Origin of the sequence: Serratia sp. BNK-33-b (genome assembly GCF_048684565.1) — a bacterium.
GTDB lineage: Bacteria > Pseudomonadota > Gammaproteobacteria > Enterobacterales > Enterobacteriaceae > Serratia > Serratia marcescens.
The window spans coordinates 4,928,860-4,944,787 of record NZ_JBLQTZ010000001.1; the positions used below are offsets into that span (position 1 = coordinate 4,928,860).

A 15,928-nucleotide genomic window follows, 5' to 3' on the forward strand; every position below is an offset into this window, starting at 1 on the left:
AACGTTTCTCGCTCATTTTAGTCCTGTGGTTGAACCTCTATTTTACCCTGTTCCACGCGGAACATCTTGCCCTTTTCACCGGCCATGTCGGTCACTTGCTCAGCGCTGACCGCGCTGACAAAAACCTGGGCCTGGGTGGCTTTCAGGCGATCGGCCAGCAACCGGCGACGGCCGGTGTCCAGCTCGGAGGCAAAATCATCAATCAGATACAGGCAACGCCGCCCGCTCTGCCGGGTGAGAAACTCACCCTGCGCCAAGCGCAACGCGCACATCAGCAGCTTAAGCTGACCGCGCGATAACAAATCCTCTACCGGCGTGCCGTCGGCACGAATGCGAAAGTCCGCTTTATGCGGCCCCACCGCGGTATAGGTCAACGCCCTGTCGCGCTCAAACTGGCGCTCCAGCAGCTCGCCGTAATCGCTCTCTTTATCCCAGCCGCGCTGGAAGGAGAAGCTCAGGGCGAATTCAGGCAGAAACTGCGCGCAGGTCGCGGTGATATCCGCGGCGATCGCGTCGCTGTATTCCGCCCGCCATTCGCTGATGCGCTCCGCGAGCGGGATCAGTTCCTGATCCCAGGCGCGGATCTGCGCATAGCGACTCACCTGGCGCAGCGCGGCATTGCGCTGCTTCAGTAACCGTTTCAGGTTGCTCCAGGCGGTGAAAAAACCGGGTTCGTTATGAAAACAGCCCCAGTCCAGGAAAGCGCGCCGGAATTTCGGCCCGCCGTTCAGCAGGGTAAAACCTTCGGGGGTGATCAGCTGCATGGGCAGCAGCTGCGCCAGCTCGGCCACCTTGTGGCCGTCGCTGCCATCGATGCGTACTTTGCTGTCACCCTGACGGCTCTTGCTCAATCCTACCGACAGCTCGCGCTCCGCGCCTTCGATGCGGCCGTGCAGCACGAACTCCGGTTGGTCGTGGCGAATGACCCGACCGGCCTGCAGGCTGCGAAAGGCGCGGCCATGGCCGAGCGTATACACCGCCTCCAGCACGCTGGTCTTGCCGCTGCCGTTGGCGCCGACCAGGAAGTTGAATCCCGGCGCCAGCGCCAAATCCGCCGCCTCGATATTGCGGAAGTCTTTAATCAATAAACGCGTCAGAGCCATGCAATCTCTTTACCGATGACGGTGCTGTAATTCAAGGTAACGAGACTACAACCGCATTGGCATGACAACGTAGGCCGCCGCCTGGCTGGCGCCGTCTTCGATCTGCACGCTGGAGACCGAATCGGTCAACAGCAGGCGCACGTCTTCACACTTGAGCGCGTTCAACACGTCCAGCACGTAGCTGACGTTGAAGCCGATCTCCATCTCCGCGCCGTCGTAGCTGACGTCGAGGATCTCTTCCGCCTCTTCCTGCTCCGGGTTGTTGGCGGTGATCTTCAGCTGGTTCTGGCTGACGTACAGCCGCACGCCGCGGAATTTCTCGTTCGAGAGAATGGCCGCGCGGGCGAACGCCTGCTTGAGCAGATCGCAGCCGGCTTCCAGCGTTTTGTCCGGGTTCTTCGGCAAAACGCGGCGATAGTCCGGGAAACGGCCGTCAACCAGCTTGGACGTGAAGATGAAATCGCCGACGTGGGCGCGAATGTTGTTGCTGCCGATCTGCAGCTGCAACAACGAATCGCCGCCGTCCAGCAAGCGCACCAGCTCCATCACCCCTTTACGCGGCACGATCACCGAATGCGACGGCAGCTGCTGGCCGATCGGCATCGAGCACACCGCCAGGCGGTGGCCGTCGGTCGCGACGGTGCGCAGCTCTTCGCCTTCGGTTTCAAACAGCATGCCGTTCAGGTAGTAACGCACGTCCTGGTGGGCCATCGAGAACTGGGTGGCTTCGATCAGGCGCTTCAGCGTCGCCTGCGGCAAGGTGAATTCCACCTCGCTCTGCCAGTCGTCCAGGTTCGGGAAGTCCGCCGCGGGCAGCGTGGACAGCGAGAAGCGGCTGCGGCCTGACCGCACCAGCATGCGCTCGCTCTCCAGCGTGACGGCAATCTCCGCCCCTTCCGGCAGGCCACGGCAGATATCAAAGAATTTGCGCGCGGGCACGGTGGTCGCGCCCGGCTCGTGCGGCTGGGACAGGGCGACGCGCGCCACCATCTCCATCTCCAGATCGGTGCCGGTCAGCAGCAGGGAGCCTTCCGTCACCTGCAGCAGCAGGTTGCCCAGGATCGGCAAGGTCGGGCGGCCGCCCAGCGGGCTGCTCACCTGTTGCAGCGGTTTTAGCAGATGCTCACGTTCAACGATAAATTTCATAGCGCTATGAAGATAATGTTCTGATTAAATTGGAGAAATCTTCTTTGATGTCGTGACTTTCCTCACGCAACTGCTCGATCTTCCGGCAGGCGTGCAACACCGTGGTATGGTCGCGGCCACCAAACGCATCGCCGATTTCCGGCAGGCTGTGGTTGGTGAGTTCCTTCGCCAGCGCCATCGCCATCTGGCGCGGGCGGGCAACGGATCGCGAACGCCGCTTGGACAGCAAATCCGCGACTTTAATCTTGTAATACTCCGCCACCGTCTTTTGGATATTGTCGATGGTGACCAGCTTTTCCTGCAGCGCCAGCAGATCGCGCAGCGCTTCGCGCACGAAATCGATGGTGATGGCCCGGCCGGTAAAGTTGGCGTTGGCGATCACGCGGTTCAGCGCCCCTTCGAGCTCACGCACGTTGGAACGCAGGCGCTTGGCGATGAAGAACGCCACTTCGCCCGGCAGGCGAATGTCGTTTTCGTCGGCCTTTTTCATCAGGATCGCCACGCGGGTTTCCAGCTCCGGCGGCTCGATCGCCACCGTCAGCCCCCAGCCGAAGCGGGACTTCAGACGATCTTCCACCCCGTTGATCTCTTTAGGGTAGCGATCCGAAGTCAGGATGATCTGCTGATTGCCTTCCAACAGGGCGTTAAAGGTATGGAAGAACTCTTCCTGCGAACGCTCCTTGTTGGCAAAGAATTGGATGTCATCGATCAGCAACGCGTCGACCGAACGGTAGTAGCGCTTAAACTCTTCGATGGCATTGTTCTGCAACGCTTTGACCATGTCCTGCACAAAGCGTTCCGAGTGCATGTAGACCACTTTGGCGTTGGCCTTGCGCGCCATGATGCCGTTGCCGACCGCGTGCAGCAGGTGAGTTTTACCCAGGCCGGTGCCGCCATACAGGAACAAAGGGTTGTAGGCGCCGCCCGGATTGTCCGCCACCTGGCGAGCCGCCGCGCGCGCCAGCTGGTTGGACTTACCCTCGACGAAGTTGTCGAAGGTGTGTTTGGGGTTGACGTTGGAGCGATAAGAGAGCTCGGGTTGCGCCGCCGCGTTGTCCCAGCTCGGGCGCGAAGGCGCGGCCGTGCGCGCCGCCGGAGCCGCAGGGGCGCTGCTGACGCTGGCGGTCACGGTCTGGCTGATCACCTGCGTGATCGGCTTGCTGCCGACTTCAAAACGCAGCAAAGGCGCGTCCGTGCCGCAGAAATCATTCAGCAGACCATTGATGTTGTTTAAGTACTTATCGCGAACCCAATCCAGCACAAAACGGTTAGGCGCGTACAGCGCCAGGGTGTTGTCACTCAGTTCCGCCTGCAATGGGCGAATCCACATACTAAATTCTGTGGCAGGTAACTCATCCTGCAATCGGGCAAGACACTGCTGCCAAAGCGAAAGTGACACGGCGGACTCCACTCGAACAAGATCAATAAAGAAAAGAAACGGGCAACTTTTTTATAACTCATGATTTTTGACACATACCCGGCATCGGCTGTTTGCCTGTGGGGGATGCGAACCGCCTTTCACGGTTTGTGTCCCTCACGATCCCGGCATGAGGGATCGCGATCGGAATGACGGATCATAGCGCAATCCGAGCAAGAGATCCTCCCCTTCCTCACAGATTAGATCCATTTTATCCACAGGCCGCGGCCGGCGGCGATCTTTTCGCCGCCAGCGCCGAATGACCGCGCAGATCCCGGCCGCTGCGCCGCGTTTTTTACATTGTCAACCGGTTATACCCTGTTATCCACGCCGGATCCTGCGATCGCGCGCAAAGGATCTCACGGGGATCCTTGCGATTTCACCCCGAGTCCGTATAATCTTCGCCCTACGTGTGATACCTGGTTCCTTATGGTGCGTCATTAGCCAGACAGGATTCTGCGGTGACCACGGGCCAAGACCGGATTTTGTTCCGTTATTGGCAGACAACCAGGTAGGCTGGCGCGATGCGAATTGACTCAGGACTGTACAATTATTACAATCCCGCTTCTTTATGTATTGCGATTGAGGCGTCGGTCATCTTCACGCCGAGTAGCCAAACGCGTTTACTGATCAGTAATTATTTTAAGTTTAGGTAGAAATCGCTATGAAACGCACTTTCCAACCGTCCGTATTGAAGCGCAACCGTAGCCACGGTTTCCGTGCTCGTATGGCCACCAAAAATGGTCGTCAAGTTCTGGCCCGCCGTCGTGCGAAAGGCCGTGCTCGTCTGACTGTTTCTAAGTAATAAAGCTAACCCGCTGAGTGGTTAAGCTCGCTTTTCCCAGGGAGTTACGTTTGTTAACTCCCACTCATTTCACTTTCGTCTTCCAGCAGCCACAACGGGCTGGCACGCCGCAAATCACCATCCTCGGCCGCCTGAACCAGCTGGGGCATCCCCGCATCGGTCTTACCGTCGCCAAAAAACACGTCAAACGCGCGCACGAGCGTAATCGGATCAAACGCCTAACCCGCGAGAGCTTCCGCCTGCGCCAGCACGAATTACCGGCGATGGATTTTGTCGTGGTGGCCAAAAAGGGGATAGCGGATTTGGATAACCGCGCGCTGACGGAAGCTTTGGATAAATTATGGCGTCGCCACTGTCGCCAGGCTCCCGCATCCTGATCGGGCTGGTGCGGGCCTATCAGCTCGTCATCAGCCCGCTGCTAGGGCCTCGTTGTCGCTTCCAGCCGACATGCTCTCATTACGCAATTGAGGCATTAAGCAGGTTTGGCATGATAAAAGGCAGTTGGTTAGCATTGAAACGCGTATTAAAATGCCACCCTTTGAACCCAGGTGGCGATGATCCGGTGCCGCCAAAAACCGACGATAACAGAGAACACTAACGATGGATTCGCAACGCAATCTTCTTCTCATCGCTCTGCTGTTCGTGTCTTTCATGATCTGGCAGGCATGGCAAACGGACAACGCTCCGCAGCCGGCCGCACAGACCACGCAACAGACTTCGAACGCAGTAGCCGGTGATGCCGCCAGCCAGGCCGTGCCAGCCAGTGGTCAGGGTAAGCTGATTACCGTGAACACCGACGTGCTGTCACTGACCATCAACACCCGTGGTGGCGATATCGAGCAGGCTAAACTGTTGGCCTACCCGGATACTCTGGGTTCATCGACTCCGTTCCAACTGCTGGAAACCACCCCGTCGTTCGTCTATCAGGCGCAAAGCGGCCTGACCGGTAAAAACGGCCCGGACAACCCGGCCAACGGCGAACGCCCGCTGTATCAGGCGGCGCAGGACAGCTACACCCTGCCGGAAGGCCAGGACGAGCTGCGCATCCCGCTGACCTACACCGATAAAGACGGCGCGGTCTACACCAAGACCTTCGTGCTTAAACGCAACCACTATGCGGTCGGCGTGGATTACAGCATCGACAACAAAGGCGCGACGCCGCTGGAGCTGACCCTGTTCGGCCAGCTGAAGCAGACCACCGAATTGCCTAAGCACCGTGACACCGGCAGCAGCAACTTTGCGCTGCACACCTTCCGCGGCGCGGCGTACTCGTCCAGCGAGGACAAGTACCAGAAATACGCGTTCGACAAAGATGAAAACCTGAGCGTCACCACCAAAGACGGTTGGGTCGCCATGCTGCAGCAGTACTTCGCCACCGCGTGGGTGCCGGCGACCAAGGGTGACAACACCTTCTACACCGCCAAACCGGGCGACAACCTGTCCACCATCGGCTTCAAATCTACGCCGGTCGTGGTGCAGCCGGGCGCTCAGCAGCAGCTGAACGCGACCCTGTGGGTCGGCCCGGAGCTGCAGGACCAGATGGCCCAGTTGGCGCCGCACCTGGATCTGACCGTGGATTACGGTTGGCTGTGGTTCATCTCCCAGCCGCTGTTCAAACTGCTGAAGTTCATCCACGGCTTTATCGGCAACTGGGGCTTCTCCATCATCATCATCACCTTCATCGTGCGCGGCATCATGTACCCGCTGACCAAGGCGCAGTACACCTCGATGGCGAAAATGCGCATGCTGCAGCCGAAGCTGCAGGCGATGCGCGAGCGCATCGGCGATGACAAACAGCGCATGAGCCAAGAGATGATGGCGCTGTACAAGGCGGAGAAAGTGAACCCGCTCGGCGGCTGCCTGCCGCTGATCATTCAGATGCCGATCTTCCTGGCGCTGTACTACATGCTGATGGGTTCGGTCGAGCTGCGCCACGCGCCGTTCGCCCTGTGGATCCATGACCTGTCGGCGCAAGACCCGTACTACATCCTGCCAATCCTGATGGGCGTGACGATGTTCTTCATTCAGAAGATGTCGCCGACCACCGTGACTGATCCGATGCAGCAGAAAATCATGACCTTCATGCCGGTGATCTTCACAGTGTTCTTCCTGTGGTTCCCGTCCGGTCTGGTGCTGTACTACATCGTCAGCAACCTGGTGACCATCCTGCAGCAGCAGCTGATTTACCGTGGTCTGGAAAAACGCGGTCTGCACAGCCGCGACAAGAAAAAAAGCTAAGCGTAGTGTAGGGGTTCGGCGCGCCGACCCTTGCAGTAACACCAAAGGCGGTCATTAGACCGCCTTTTTGCATCTTAATCGTCAGAGAGAACCGTTATGAGCACCACCGATACCATCGTAGCCCAAGCCACCCCGCCGGGACGCGGCGGCGTCGGCATTCTGCGCATTTCAGGAAGCAAGGCCAAAGACGTCGCCCAGGCGTTGCTCGGCAAGCTGCCGAAGCCGCGCTACGCTGACTATCTGCCGTTCCGCGACGCCACGGGCGCCACCCTCGATCAGGGCATCGCGCTGTGGTTCCCGGGGCCGAACTCCTTTACCGGCGAAGACGTGCTGGAGCTGCAGGGCCACGGCGGGCCGGTGATCCTCGATCTGCTGCTCAAGCGCGTGCTGGCGCTGCCCGACGTGCGCATTGCGCGGCCCGGCGAGTTCTCCGAGCGCGCGTTTCTCAACGACAAACTCGATCTGGCGCAGGCCGAAGCGATTGCCGATCTGATCGACGCCAGCTCAGAGCAGGCGGCGCGTTCGGCGATGAACTCGCTCCAGGGCGCGTTCTCCACCCGCATCCACCAGCTCGTGGAAGCGCTCACTCACCTGCGAATCTACGTGGAAGCGGCGATCGACTTCCCGGACGAGGAAATTGACTTCCTGTCCGACGGTAAAATCGAGGCGCAGCTCAACGACGTCATGGCGGATCTGGACAGCGTGCGAGGCGAAGCGCGCCAGGGCAGCCTGCTGCGTGAAGGGATGAAGGTGGTGATCGCCGGGCGCCCCAACGCCGGCAAATCGAGCCTGCTCAATGCGTTGGCCGGGCGCGAGGCGGCGATCGTCACCGATATCGCCGGCACCACCCGCGACGTCTTGCGCGAACATATCCATATCGACGGCATGCCGCTGCACATCATCGACACCGCCGGCCTGCGCGACGCCAGCGACGAAGTGGAGCGCATCGGCATCGAACGTGCATGGAACGAAATCGAACAGGCCGACAGGGTGCTGTTTATGGTTGACGGCACCACCACCGCCGCCACCGAGCCGGCGGAGATCTGGCCGGAGTTTATGGCGCGCCTGCCAGACACGTTGCCGATCACCGTGGTGCGCAATAAGGCCGACATCACCGGTGAAACGCTGGGTCTGACGGAAGTGAATAACCACTCACTTATTCGCCTGTCGGCCCGCACCGGCGAAGGCGTCGATGTGCTGCGCGATCATCTTAAACAGAGCATGGGCTTCACCAGCAACATGGAAGGCGGCTTCCTGGCGCGCCGCCGCCACCTGCAGGCGCTGGAACTGGCGGCGCAGCACCTGGTGCAGGGCAAAGAACAGTTAGTGAGCGCTTACGCGGGGGAGCTGTTGGCCGAAGAACTGCGCCAGGCACAGCTGGCCTTGAGTGAAATCACCGGTGAATTCACCTCCGACGACCTGCTGGGCCGCATTTTCTCCAGCTTCTGTATCGGCAAGTAACACCGCCAGACACCTTCACGGCCGGGACAAGCCCTTGTTCCGGCCGTTTTTCTTTTCCGCTCTCGCTCTGCGCGCCGGCTCACAGAGCCGCCGCAGCGTCCCGCGCTATACTGGCCAGTCAGGAATCTCTCTCAGGAACGAGTCAACATGGCATTGACCCTCAGGGTACTGCTGGAAAACCGCCGCGCCGCCGGCGCCAACCCGCTATTGCAGGCCAAGGCCGGGTTAAGCCTGCTGATTGAGGATGATACGACGTCCATACTGTTCGATACCGGCCCCGACGACAGCTTTCTGCGCAATGCGGCGCTGATGGGTGTCGATCTCTCCCGTATCACCGCGACGGTGCTCTCCCACGGCCACTATGACCACTGCGGCGGCGTCGCCTGGCTGCCAGACAACAGCCGTATCATCTGCCACCCGCAGGTCGGCGATGAGCGCTATGCGGCGCTGAAGGTGCTGGGCCACACTCGGAAAATCAAAAAGCTCTCTTTGGATATCGACTACTCGCGCCACCGCATGCAATACAGCCGCGAACCGCTGGCGATCGGCGATCGCTTTATGTGGTCAGGCGAAATCGTGGTGCCCGCACCCCGCGCCTACGGGGTGATCGCCGGGGAGAACGCAGCGGTAGATTACGTTATTGACGAAGGGGTGCTGATTTACAAATCGGATCGCGGTCTGGTGATCGTGACCGGCTGTGGGCACCGCGGGATCGTGAATATCGTGCGCCATTGCCAGCAAATCACCGGGATCGATCGGATCCACGCCTTGATCGGCGGTTTTCATCTACGCTGCGCTTCCCCGCGCACGCTCTGGCGCGTCCGCCGTTTTTTGCGCCAGCATCAGCCGGAAAAGATTATGGGCTGCCACTGTACCGGCGCCTGGGGCCGGCTATGGCTGCCGGAAGGGATCGCGCCGGCCACCGGCGATAGGCTGGTTCTGGATTAAGCGTGCCGCTTTACACCAACAACGTTGCGATTACCGCGATCCCGCAGCCCAGCACGACGACGCCGATCCCCTTTTGCCAGCCGCCGCCCCGTAGCAAAAAATACAGTGATGGGATGAAAAAGACGGTCATCACGATAACGGGTATCGACCAGCCCGAGATGATCTTGATAATGCTCGGGTTGATCGCGCCAATAAACGTACAGACAACGATATTCCCTGCGATGATTCTCTTTTTGCCCGCCACGCCGAAGGACGTAATGCCATCGATCACGCCGGTCAACGTGCCGATATAGGCGCCGCCGGTCAGTAAACACAGCAACAGGGCAGCGCCTAACCACGCCGTGGCGTTGCCGGTCAAACCGGCGGTATAAAACAGCGCATCCACATTGCGGCTGTTAATGATTGAGATGTCCTCCAGCGTCAGCAAACGGCTGATGGCGATAACGATCATGACGATAAACGCCATGATCAGTACCTTGCCAAACAGAATACTGCGCGCCTGCGGTCGTAAGGCGCTTTTCGCAAAGCGTTGGATGCACGGGGTAAAGTTAAATGTAAAAAGAAAAATCGGCAGCAGCAGCCACGTCTGCAATGAAATGCCAGGCGGCGCCTGCACCGCCTGCTGCCCCCCCGCAGGTTGTAACAGGAAAAACACCGCCAGGATCGCCACCAGTACGATAGAAACCAGTGCCATTCTGGAAATCAGGTGCTCGATTCGCTGACTAAACGCCAACCATGCCGCCGACAGCGCGGCACTCAGCAACAGCGAAATGCCGCCCCTGACCCAGAATCCGTTGTGGAAAAAAGACGCGACGACGTTGACCAAGGTGATGAAATTTATCAGCACGATAATAATCATCGACAAAATAAACAGCACACAGACGATTGCCGCTGCCCGCTCGCCGATAAATGTCGATGATGCCGCCAGGAAATCTTTCTCCGGGTGCGAAATGATGAATTTGAAAAAAAGATAGTGCGCCATCATCGATACCGACATGGCGATAACGATAAACAGCATGAACACTTTCATCCCCAGCACGCCCGGCCCCACCGCCTGCGGCAAAAAGAAAATCCCGGCGCCAAATGCCGTGGAGAAGAAAGTGACAGGCCAATACAGGTGTGAGATTTTCATGATGATGCTCGACCATCATGGCTATGCGTGACGCATAGCCAGCTGGCACAAAAATGTCATTCGAAACAGGATTTGCCGAAGAAGACCAGTAAAGAAGGCAAAGCGAAGTTATCGTAAAAAGTCGCGGCCGCACGATAGCCGTTAAGCACGTTGACGCGTGAACACAGCGGAAAAACGCCAATATGCGACGTGTAATTATCAAAGATTTTATTGGGGGAAATGCGATACCGAATAGCCCTGAACGTCGCAGCATTTCCCGCCGCGCAGGTCGGTTTATTTTCCTTGATGATATCAAACGTGTGTTCACCCACCGTCATCTTCACATTTCCGTCTTGGCGCTGAAAATACGCCTCTTTATCCATACGGTTTTTAATGTGGCGTTTAAAGCGATCCGCCATGTTTTTTTCACTGACATAAAATGCATTTATATCAATGCCATGACGTTGATTCGACGCCAGAATGTAGTCGTTTATTTTTTCCGGAATAATGTACGGCGATGTCGCCATCTTCCTGAATTCGTTAGCGCCGTCTATCTCGCTGCCATCGCTTTTTTCCATATAGAAATCATTTATTTCCATCAAGAAGTCAGGCTGAACACTGAGCCGTCTGATGGATTCGGCAATGTAGTCAATGCAGAAGCGCGCAGACTTTTCCACTTCACTGCTGACAGAAAAACGATCGTCCAAATTAACCACGGTATGCCCGCCGGAAATCACCACCTTATCCGTCAAAAAAGACGATGCCAGCGCGATGAGATCTTCAACGTTGTTATTTGAAACCTCATTGTTGATAACCTCAGCGATCCTATTCTGATCGGCTTTGTAGACGATAAAGCGATCTTCACCCTTCCAACCTTTTTTGCAGTTACATTTATATTCTTTAAAAACAACACGTTCAGCTGTCTTATAAAAATCGGCGCTTTGCAGCGGCATTAATTCGAGATCTGGCATACCCTTCTTCCCTATTCGTAGCCAATGACGCCAACTTTTTATAACAATAGCTAATGTAAATTTAGTGACCTGACTCTGATAATTAATAAACACACACAATAAATAGGGTTTTTGTGGGTTTGCTCACATTTTCAAGTTCAGGTTATTTTAACCATTTTAATTATGTGGTTTTATATTTCCAACAAACGAACGCGGAGAGGTGGGCGAGTGGTTTAAGCCAGATTTAAGAAACTAACCGTTTCTTAAATCCACACGAGTCATCGTGTCGTAGGTTCGAATCCTGCTCTCTCCGCCAACTTTTTCTTATCAGGCGATATTTTATGGGTTCATTGGACGCCGTCGATTCGAAAGCGGCTGGCTTCGGAACTGATTAATTTTATGCACGACCCCGTTACGCAACGCGATTTGAGGTCTGAATAACCTTCGCCTTGCATGCCCCCATGCCCTCCTGCACAGCGCAAAAGCCAACAAATCGGATAATCCGCATAGTGTTTTTTAATGATAAATCCTCAACTTAGTCTTAATCTAACACCCCTGCGTTCTTAGCGACCCTCTGTCATGGAGTGAACAATGGCGTGTCATTTTGCCCGATGGACCCCGGCCTCCGCTGTTCTGGATACCCAGAGACTCTCCGACGAAGTGATAGCCGCCACCCGCACCTTTTCCGTTAAGCGCCGCACGCGTTACCTGCAAGGGCGCATTCTGCTCGCCGAAATGATGTTCTACCTGTACGGCCTGCCGACGCTGCCCCCCATCGCCACCACGCCGACCGGCCGCCCCTGCTTCGCCGATCATCAGTTGCCCGATTTTAGCCTCGCCTATGCCAGCAACACCGTGGGCGTGCTGCTTAGCGACGAGGGCAAAGTCGGACTGGATATCGAAGTGATGCGGGCGCGCGGCAGCCGGCAAAGCGCGCTGCAGAACGCGCATCAGACGCCGGCGGAAAGTGCCTGGATCGGCGCGCAGGACGATCGGCTGGAGGCGGAGACTCAGCTGTGGAGCATTCGGCAAAGCGTGCTGAAAATTTCCGGCCTCGGCAACAGCGGCCAATCCACGCTACGTCTGCATCCCTTCTCCGGTCACCTGCGCTCCAGCGCCACGCCGGACGTTCAGGTGATGAGCGACGCCGACGAATATCTGAGCTGGGCCTGCGCCGGCAGCCCCGAGCTGGATCGCCTGCTGTGCTGGCGCTACGAAGAGCGCGGCGGCCTGCACAAAGACGGGGAAATCTCGCCGCGCAGCCCGGCGGCATCCTCACGCTTCGTTAAACTGACGGGCCTGAAGACGCCAGGTTGACGCGGCGCAAAGCGGATAACGCGGTCTTTACCGCACGAGTTACTGGATTAAATTGTAAAGACAGCTAAATGTTGAGCAATCGCCTATTCTCGACCCGCGCTTTAGCCTACTATTCGCCCATGTTGTACGCTGAATCTGCTCATTCGAAAGGGAGAATCACCATGTCAGACCAAGCCTTAAAAATCGTCACTCTACTCGGCAGCCTGCGCAAAGGCTCCTACAACGCCATGGTGGCCCGCGCCCTGCCTGGCCTGGCTCCGCAGGGCGTCACCATTGAAGCGCTGCCCTCCATCCGCGATATCCCGCTGTACGACGCCGACATGCAACAGGGTGAAGGCTTCCCTGCCGCAGTCGAAGCGATAGCAGAGCAGATCCGCCAGGCCGACGGCGTGATCATCGTCACCCCCGAATACAACTATTCCGTGCCCGGCGGGTTGAAAAACGCCATCGATTGGCTGTCTCGCGTACCGAATCAGCCGCTGGCCGGCAAGCCGGTGGCCATTCAAACCAGCTCAATGGGGCCGATCGGCGGCGCGCGCTGCCAATACCATCTGCGTCAGATCCTGGTGTTCCTCGATGCGATGGTAATGAACAAGCCTGAGTTTATGGGCGGCGTGATCCAAAGCAAGGTCGATGAACAGGCCGGTGAACTGAGCGATCAGGGAACGCTGGATTTCCTGACCGGCCAGCTGTCCGCGTTCAGCGATTTTATTCGCCGCGTGGAGTGAAGGTCTCGCGGCGCCCGCGGGGCGCCGCAACAGGACATGACGTCCGTCAATTTATTGAAATTAAAGCCATAGCATCATGTATTTTTTCATTTTAGCGTTATTTTTCGTTTCCATCACCAGTCCCGCTTTCGCCGCAGACATGCGTTATCCCGCCGGTGAAGAACCGCTGGAGCTGCCTGCGCACAGCGCGCTCAACGCCCAGCTGTCGCGATCCGCGCAAAACCAGGAAGATAAAAAACTGGGCGCCATGTCGCTGTACCTGACGCTGATGCGCGAAGACGGCCGCAATGTCTGGGCGCCCTACCAGCTGGCGGTGTCGTCGGCGGAGAAAGGGCAAACCGAGCTGGCGGAGCGCTACCTGCAGCTGAGCGCCGACCGCGGCCTGTGGTACTACTACAACCTGCTGGAGGACGACGCCTTCAACAGCATCCAGCACTCCGCCACCTACCAATCTATCCTGGCCGCCACCAAAGCGCGCTATCTGCAGCACGCTCGCCGCTATGAAGGCAAGGCCAGCTACGCGATACCGGACGGCGAAACGCCACCCGAAGGGTGGCCAACGGTGATCTTCCTGCATACCTACGGCAAAGCCGCCGCCATCAGCCCCGAGGAGCGGCTGCTGTTCGGCGAAATGGGCGTGGCCTACATCGAGCTCAACGGCACGCAGATGCTGTCGGAAAACAGCTTCCGCTGGTCGAATTACAGCGACGAGAGCACCCAAACCGCCATTCAGCGTACGCTGCAACAGCTGGCTCCGCAGCTAAAGCTGGATCCCCGGCGGATTTACCTCAGCGCCCGCGGCCAGGGCGCGTTGCACGCCGCCAACCTGATCGCCAAGTACCCGCAGTTTTATGCCGGCGCGCTCTTGATCGCCCCCAACGGCGAGATCAAGCCGGCCCAGCAGTCGCTGGCGGCGCAAAAGAAAATCGTGATGGCGTATTACGATCGGCAGAATTTCAGCGAACAGGCGCTGGCATTGCACTTCGCCAATCTGTTCGGGGAGGATAATCAGGTGCAAACGCTGCACTTCGCCCAGGGAGAGGATGCCGCCGGCAGTTGGCAGGCGCGCTTCAGGCGGCCGTTGCAGTGGGTGTTGGATCAGGCGCCGGATGCGACGCCGGGCGTCTAGGGTTTCAGGGCCGACGGGCGTCGGCCCTTTGGCCTGTCAATGGCCGTCGACGAAGACGATCTTCAGCACGAACAGCAGCGCCACGACCACCACGCACGGGCTGATTTCACGCCAGCGGCCGGTGCCGAGCTTCATCACGCAGTAGGAGATAAAGCCGAGCGCGATGCCTTCGGTGATCGAGAAACTGAACGGCATCATCACCGCGGTGACAAACGCCGGTACCGCTTCGGTCAGATCGTCCCACTTCACCCGCGCCAGGCTGGAGGTCATCAGCACGCCGACATAGATCAGCGCGCCGGCGGCGGCATAAGCCGGCACCATGCCCGCCAACGGCGACAGGAAGATCACCAGCAGGAACAGCAGGCCGGTGACCACCGCCGTCAGACCGGTGCGGCCGCCGACGGCGACGCCGGACGAGCTTTCGATGTAAGCGGTCACGGAAGAGGTGCCCGCCAGCGAACCGGCCACTGAGCTGATGCTGTCAACGTACAGCGCCTGCTTCATGCGCGGGAACTTGCCCTGGCTGTCGGTCAGGCCGGCTTTATCGGTGACGCCGATCAGGGTGCCGGAAGAGTCGAACAGGTTCACCAGCATAAACGAGAAGATGACCCCGGCCAGCCCGATGTTCAGCGCGCCGGCCACGTCGACCTGGCCCACCACCGAGGTGATGCTCGGCGGCAGGGAGAACAGGCCGCCGTATTTCACGTCGCCCAGCATCCAGCCGATCAGGGTGGTGACCACGATCGACACCAGCACCGCCGCATGGAAGTTGCGCGAAGAGAGCACGGCGATGATGAAGAAGCCGAGCGCCCCCAGCAGCACGTTGTGCGAGGTCAGGCTGCCGATGGTCACCAGCGTGTCCGGGTTGGCCACCACGATGCCGGCGTTTTTCAGCCCCATCATGCCGATGAACAGCCCGATGCCGCTGGTGATGCCGACGCGCAGGCTGACCGGAATGTTGGCGATCATCCAGTAACGGATGCGGAAAATGGTCAGCAACAGCAGGCCGACCGCGCCCCAGAAGATGGCGCCCATGCCCACCTGCCAGGAAATGCCCATCGCCCCGACCACTACGAAGGCGAAGAAGGCGTTCAGGCCCATCGCCGGCGCCAGCGCCACCGGCAGGTTTGCCAGCAGGCCCATAAAGATGCTGCCGAAGGCGGCGATCAAACAGGTGGTGACAAATACTGCCTGGGTATCCATGCCCGCTGCGCCCAAAATTTGCGGGTTAACGAACACGATATACACCATGGTGAGGAAGGTGGTGATACCGGCAATCGTTTCCGTACGCGCCGTCGTGCCATGTTGCTTGAGTTTAAACACGCGCCCAAGCAAGCCTTGCTCAGCGTCAAGGCCAGATACTGGTTTGGTCATTATCAGAATTCCGAAAATGGGAATGGACAGTCGCCGGCTATCCTATAACAAAAAGTGGGGCTTTTGACGCCGGTCACAGGTTTTTTTCGCCGTCTTTACGGCTAAACGCGTCAACGGCTTGTATTTACAGGCATTCATCCCCCTTGCCGCCCGCTGCGTTGCCGTTTGCCGGCACGGCCGATAAAATGGCCTATCGCCCCT

15 protein-coding genes and 1 pseudogene are annotated in these 15,928 nt (G+C 58.3%); 10 read left to right on the top strand and 6 right to left on the bottom strand.

The annotated features are described in order from the left end of the window. Nucleotides 1-17: 17 nt before the first annotated feature. From recF to dnaA, 3 genes are read right to left on the bottom strand one after another with little or no spacing between them, the layout of a single operon-like run. Nucleotides 18-1,103: a DNA replication/repair protein RecF gene (gene recF, locus ACMGGK_RS23770; protein WP_004933895.1), complete on the bottom strand. Its 1,086-nt coding sequence runs from the start codon at nt 1,101-1,103 to the stop codon at nt 18-20. A 45-nt stretch (nt 1,104-1,148) separates the two neighbouring features. Continuing rightward, nucleotides 1,149-2,249, bottom strand: coding sequence for a DNA polymerase III subunit beta (dnaN, locus tag ACMGGK_RS23775; RefSeq protein ID WP_004933892.1), 1,101 nt, complete (start codon nt 2,247-2,249; stop codon nt 1,149-1,151). Nucleotides 2,250-2,253: 4 nt separating this feature from the next. Continuing rightward, a complete protein-coding gene (dnaA, locus tag ACMGGK_RS23780; RefSeq protein WP_004933889.1) occupies nt 2,254-3,648 on the bottom strand; it encodes a chromosomal replication initiator protein DnaA in 1,395 nt (464 codons plus the stop codon). A 682-nt stretch (nt 3,649-4,330) separates the two neighbouring features. Here dnaA and rpmH point away from each other — a divergent pair. The 6 genes from rpmH to ACMGGK_RS23810 all read left to right on the top strand — a co-directional run bounded on the left by rpmH (nt 4,331) and on the right by ACMGGK_RS23810 (nt 9,118). Beyond that, nucleotides 4,331-4,471: a 50S ribosomal protein L34 gene (rpmH, locus tag ACMGGK_RS23785; RefSeq protein WP_000831330.1), complete on the top strand. Its 141-nt coding sequence runs from the start codon at nt 4,331-4,333 to the stop codon at nt 4,469-4,471. Nucleotides 4,472-4,488: 17 nt separating this feature from the next. After that, complete coding sequence (gene rnpA / locus ACMGGK_RS23790; RefSeq protein WP_004933883.1) at nt 4,489-4,848, top strand: ribonuclease P protein component; 360 nt, start codon at nt 4,489-4,491, stop codon at nt 4,846-4,848. Then, complete coding sequence (yidD, locus tag ACMGGK_RS23795; RefSeq protein WP_004933881.1) at nt 4,812-5,069, top strand: membrane protein insertion efficiency factor YidD; 258 nt, start codon at nt 4,812-4,814, stop codon at nt 5,067-5,069. Before rnpA ends, yidD begins: the two co-directional genes overlap by 37 nt. Nucleotides 5,070-5,071: 2 nt before the next feature. After that, nucleotides 5,072-6,709, top strand: a complete 1,638-nt coding sequence (yidC, locus tag ACMGGK_RS23800) for a membrane protein insertase YidC (protein ID WP_016929601.1) — start codon at nt 5,072-5,074, stop codon at nt 6,707-6,709. Between the two features lie 96 nt (nt 6,710-6,805). After that, nucleotides 6,806-8,170, top strand: coding sequence for a tRNA uridine-5-carboxymethylaminomethyl(34) synthesis GTPase MnmE (mnmE, locus tag ACMGGK_RS23805; protein ID WP_197817702.1), 1,365 nt, complete (start codon nt 6,806-6,808; stop codon nt 8,168-8,170). A gap of 147 nt (nt 8,171-8,317) precedes the next feature. Further along, a complete protein-coding gene (locus ACMGGK_RS23810) occupies nt 8,318-9,118 on the top strand; it encodes an MBL fold metallo-hydrolase (RefSeq protein ID WP_110147546.1) in 801 nt (266 codons plus the stop codon). Nucleotides 9,119-9,128: 10 nt separating this feature from the next. On the opposite strand, the gene ACMGGK_RS23815 is transcribed toward ACMGGK_RS23810, so the two are convergent. Both ACMGGK_RS23815 and ACMGGK_RS23820 read right to left on the bottom strand, forming a co-directional pair. Next, a complete protein-coding gene (locus ACMGGK_RS23815; protein ID WP_420277363.1) occupies nt 9,129-10,250 on the bottom strand; it encodes a threonine/serine transporter in 1,122 nt (373 codons plus the stop codon). Between the two features lie 56 nt (nt 10,251-10,306). Further along, nucleotides 10,307-11,200: a hypothetical protein gene (locus tag ACMGGK_RS23820; protein WP_049299623.1), complete on the bottom strand. Its 894-nt coding sequence runs from the start codon at nt 11,198-11,200 to the stop codon at nt 10,307-10,309. 193 nt (nt 11,201-11,393) lie between these two features. Here ACMGGK_RS23820 and ACMGGK_RS23825 point away from each other — a divergent pair. The 4 genes and pseudogenes from ACMGGK_RS23825 to ACMGGK_RS23840 all read left to right on the top strand — a co-directional run bounded on the left by ACMGGK_RS23825 (nt 11,394) and on the right by ACMGGK_RS23840 (nt 14,353). Further along, nucleotides 11,394-11,495 (top strand): annotated as a pseudogene (locus ACMGGK_RS23825). 275 nt (nt 11,496-11,770) lie between these two features. Continuing rightward, nucleotides 11,771-12,496, top strand: a complete 726-nt coding sequence (locus ACMGGK_RS23830) for a 4'-phosphopantetheinyl transferase family protein (RefSeq protein WP_033639103.1) — start codon at nt 11,771-11,773, stop codon at nt 12,494-12,496. A 161-nt stretch (nt 12,497-12,657) separates the two neighbouring features. Next, a complete protein-coding gene (locus tag ACMGGK_RS23835) occupies nt 12,658-13,224 on the top strand; it encodes an NADPH-dependent FMN reductase (RefSeq protein WP_004933859.1) in 567 nt (188 codons plus the stop codon). Between the two features lie 76 nt (nt 13,225-13,300). Next, nucleotides 13,301-14,353: a hypothetical protein gene (locus ACMGGK_RS23840; protein ID WP_016929607.1), complete on the top strand. Its 1,053-nt coding sequence runs from the start codon at nt 13,301-13,303 to the stop codon at nt 14,351-14,353. 36 nt (nt 14,354-14,389) lie between these two features. Here ACMGGK_RS23840 and ACMGGK_RS23845 read toward each other — a convergent pair whose 3' ends face one another. Further along, on the bottom strand, nt 14,390-15,727 hold the full coding sequence (locus tag ACMGGK_RS23845) for an NCS2 family permease (RefSeq protein WP_028128066.1): 1,338 nt from the start codon (nt 15,725-15,727) through the stop codon (nt 14,390-14,392). Between the last annotated feature and the right edge of the window lie 201 nt (nt 15,728-15,928).

What these genes read in the sequence shown, in the direction of transcription:
- yidC (WP_016929601.1), top strand. Translation starts at nt 5,072, where the DNA reads ATGGATTCGCAACGCAATCTTCTTCTCATCGCTCTGCTGTTCGTGTCT.
- ACMGGK_RS23810 (WP_110147546.1), top strand. Translation starts at nt 8,318, where the DNA reads ATGGCATTGACCCTCAGGGTACTGCTGGAAAACCGCCGCGCCGCCGGC.
- rpmH (WP_000831330.1), top strand. Translation starts at nt 4,331, where the DNA reads ATGAAACGCACTTTCCAACCGTCCGTATTGAAGCGCAACCGTAGCCAC.
- ACMGGK_RS23820 (WP_049299623.1), bottom strand. Translation starts at nt 11,200, where the DNA reads ATGCCAGATCTCGAATTAATGCCGCTGCAAAGCGCCGATTTTTATAAG.
- yidD (WP_004933881.1), top strand. Translation starts at nt 4,812, where the DNA reads ATGGCGTCGCCACTGTCGCCAGGCTCCCGCATCCTGATCGGGCTGGTG.
- ACMGGK_RS23815 (WP_420277363.1), bottom strand. Translation starts at nt 10,250, where the DNA reads ATGAAAATCTCACACCTGTATTGGCCTGTCACTTTCTTCTCCACGGCA.
- ACMGGK_RS23845 (WP_028128066.1), bottom strand. Translation starts at nt 15,727, where the DNA reads ATGACCAAACCAGTATCTGGCCTTGACGCTGAGCAAGGCTTGCTTGGG.
- ACMGGK_RS23835 (WP_004933859.1), top strand. Translation starts at nt 12,658, where the DNA reads ATGTCAGACCAAGCCTTAAAAATCGTCACTCTACTCGGCAGCCTGCGC.
- ACMGGK_RS23840 (WP_016929607.1), top strand. Translation starts at nt 13,301, where the DNA reads ATGTATTTTTTCATTTTAGCGTTATTTTTCGTTTCCATCACCAGTCCC.
- ACMGGK_RS23830 (WP_033639103.1), top strand. Translation starts at nt 11,771, where the DNA reads ATGGCGTGTCATTTTGCCCGATGGACCCCGGCCTCCGCTGTTCTGGAT.
- mnmE (WP_197817702.1), top strand. Translation starts at nt 6,806, where the DNA reads ATGAGCACCACCGATACCATCGTAGCCCAAGCCACCCCGCCGGGACGC.
- recF (WP_004933895.1), bottom strand. Translation starts at nt 1,103, where the DNA reads ATGGCTCTGACGCGTTTATTGATTAAAGACTTCCGCAATATCGAGGCG.
- dnaN (WP_004933892.1), bottom strand. Translation starts at nt 2,249, where the DNA reads ATGAAATTTATCGTTGAACGTGAGCATCTGCTAAAACCGCTGCAACAG.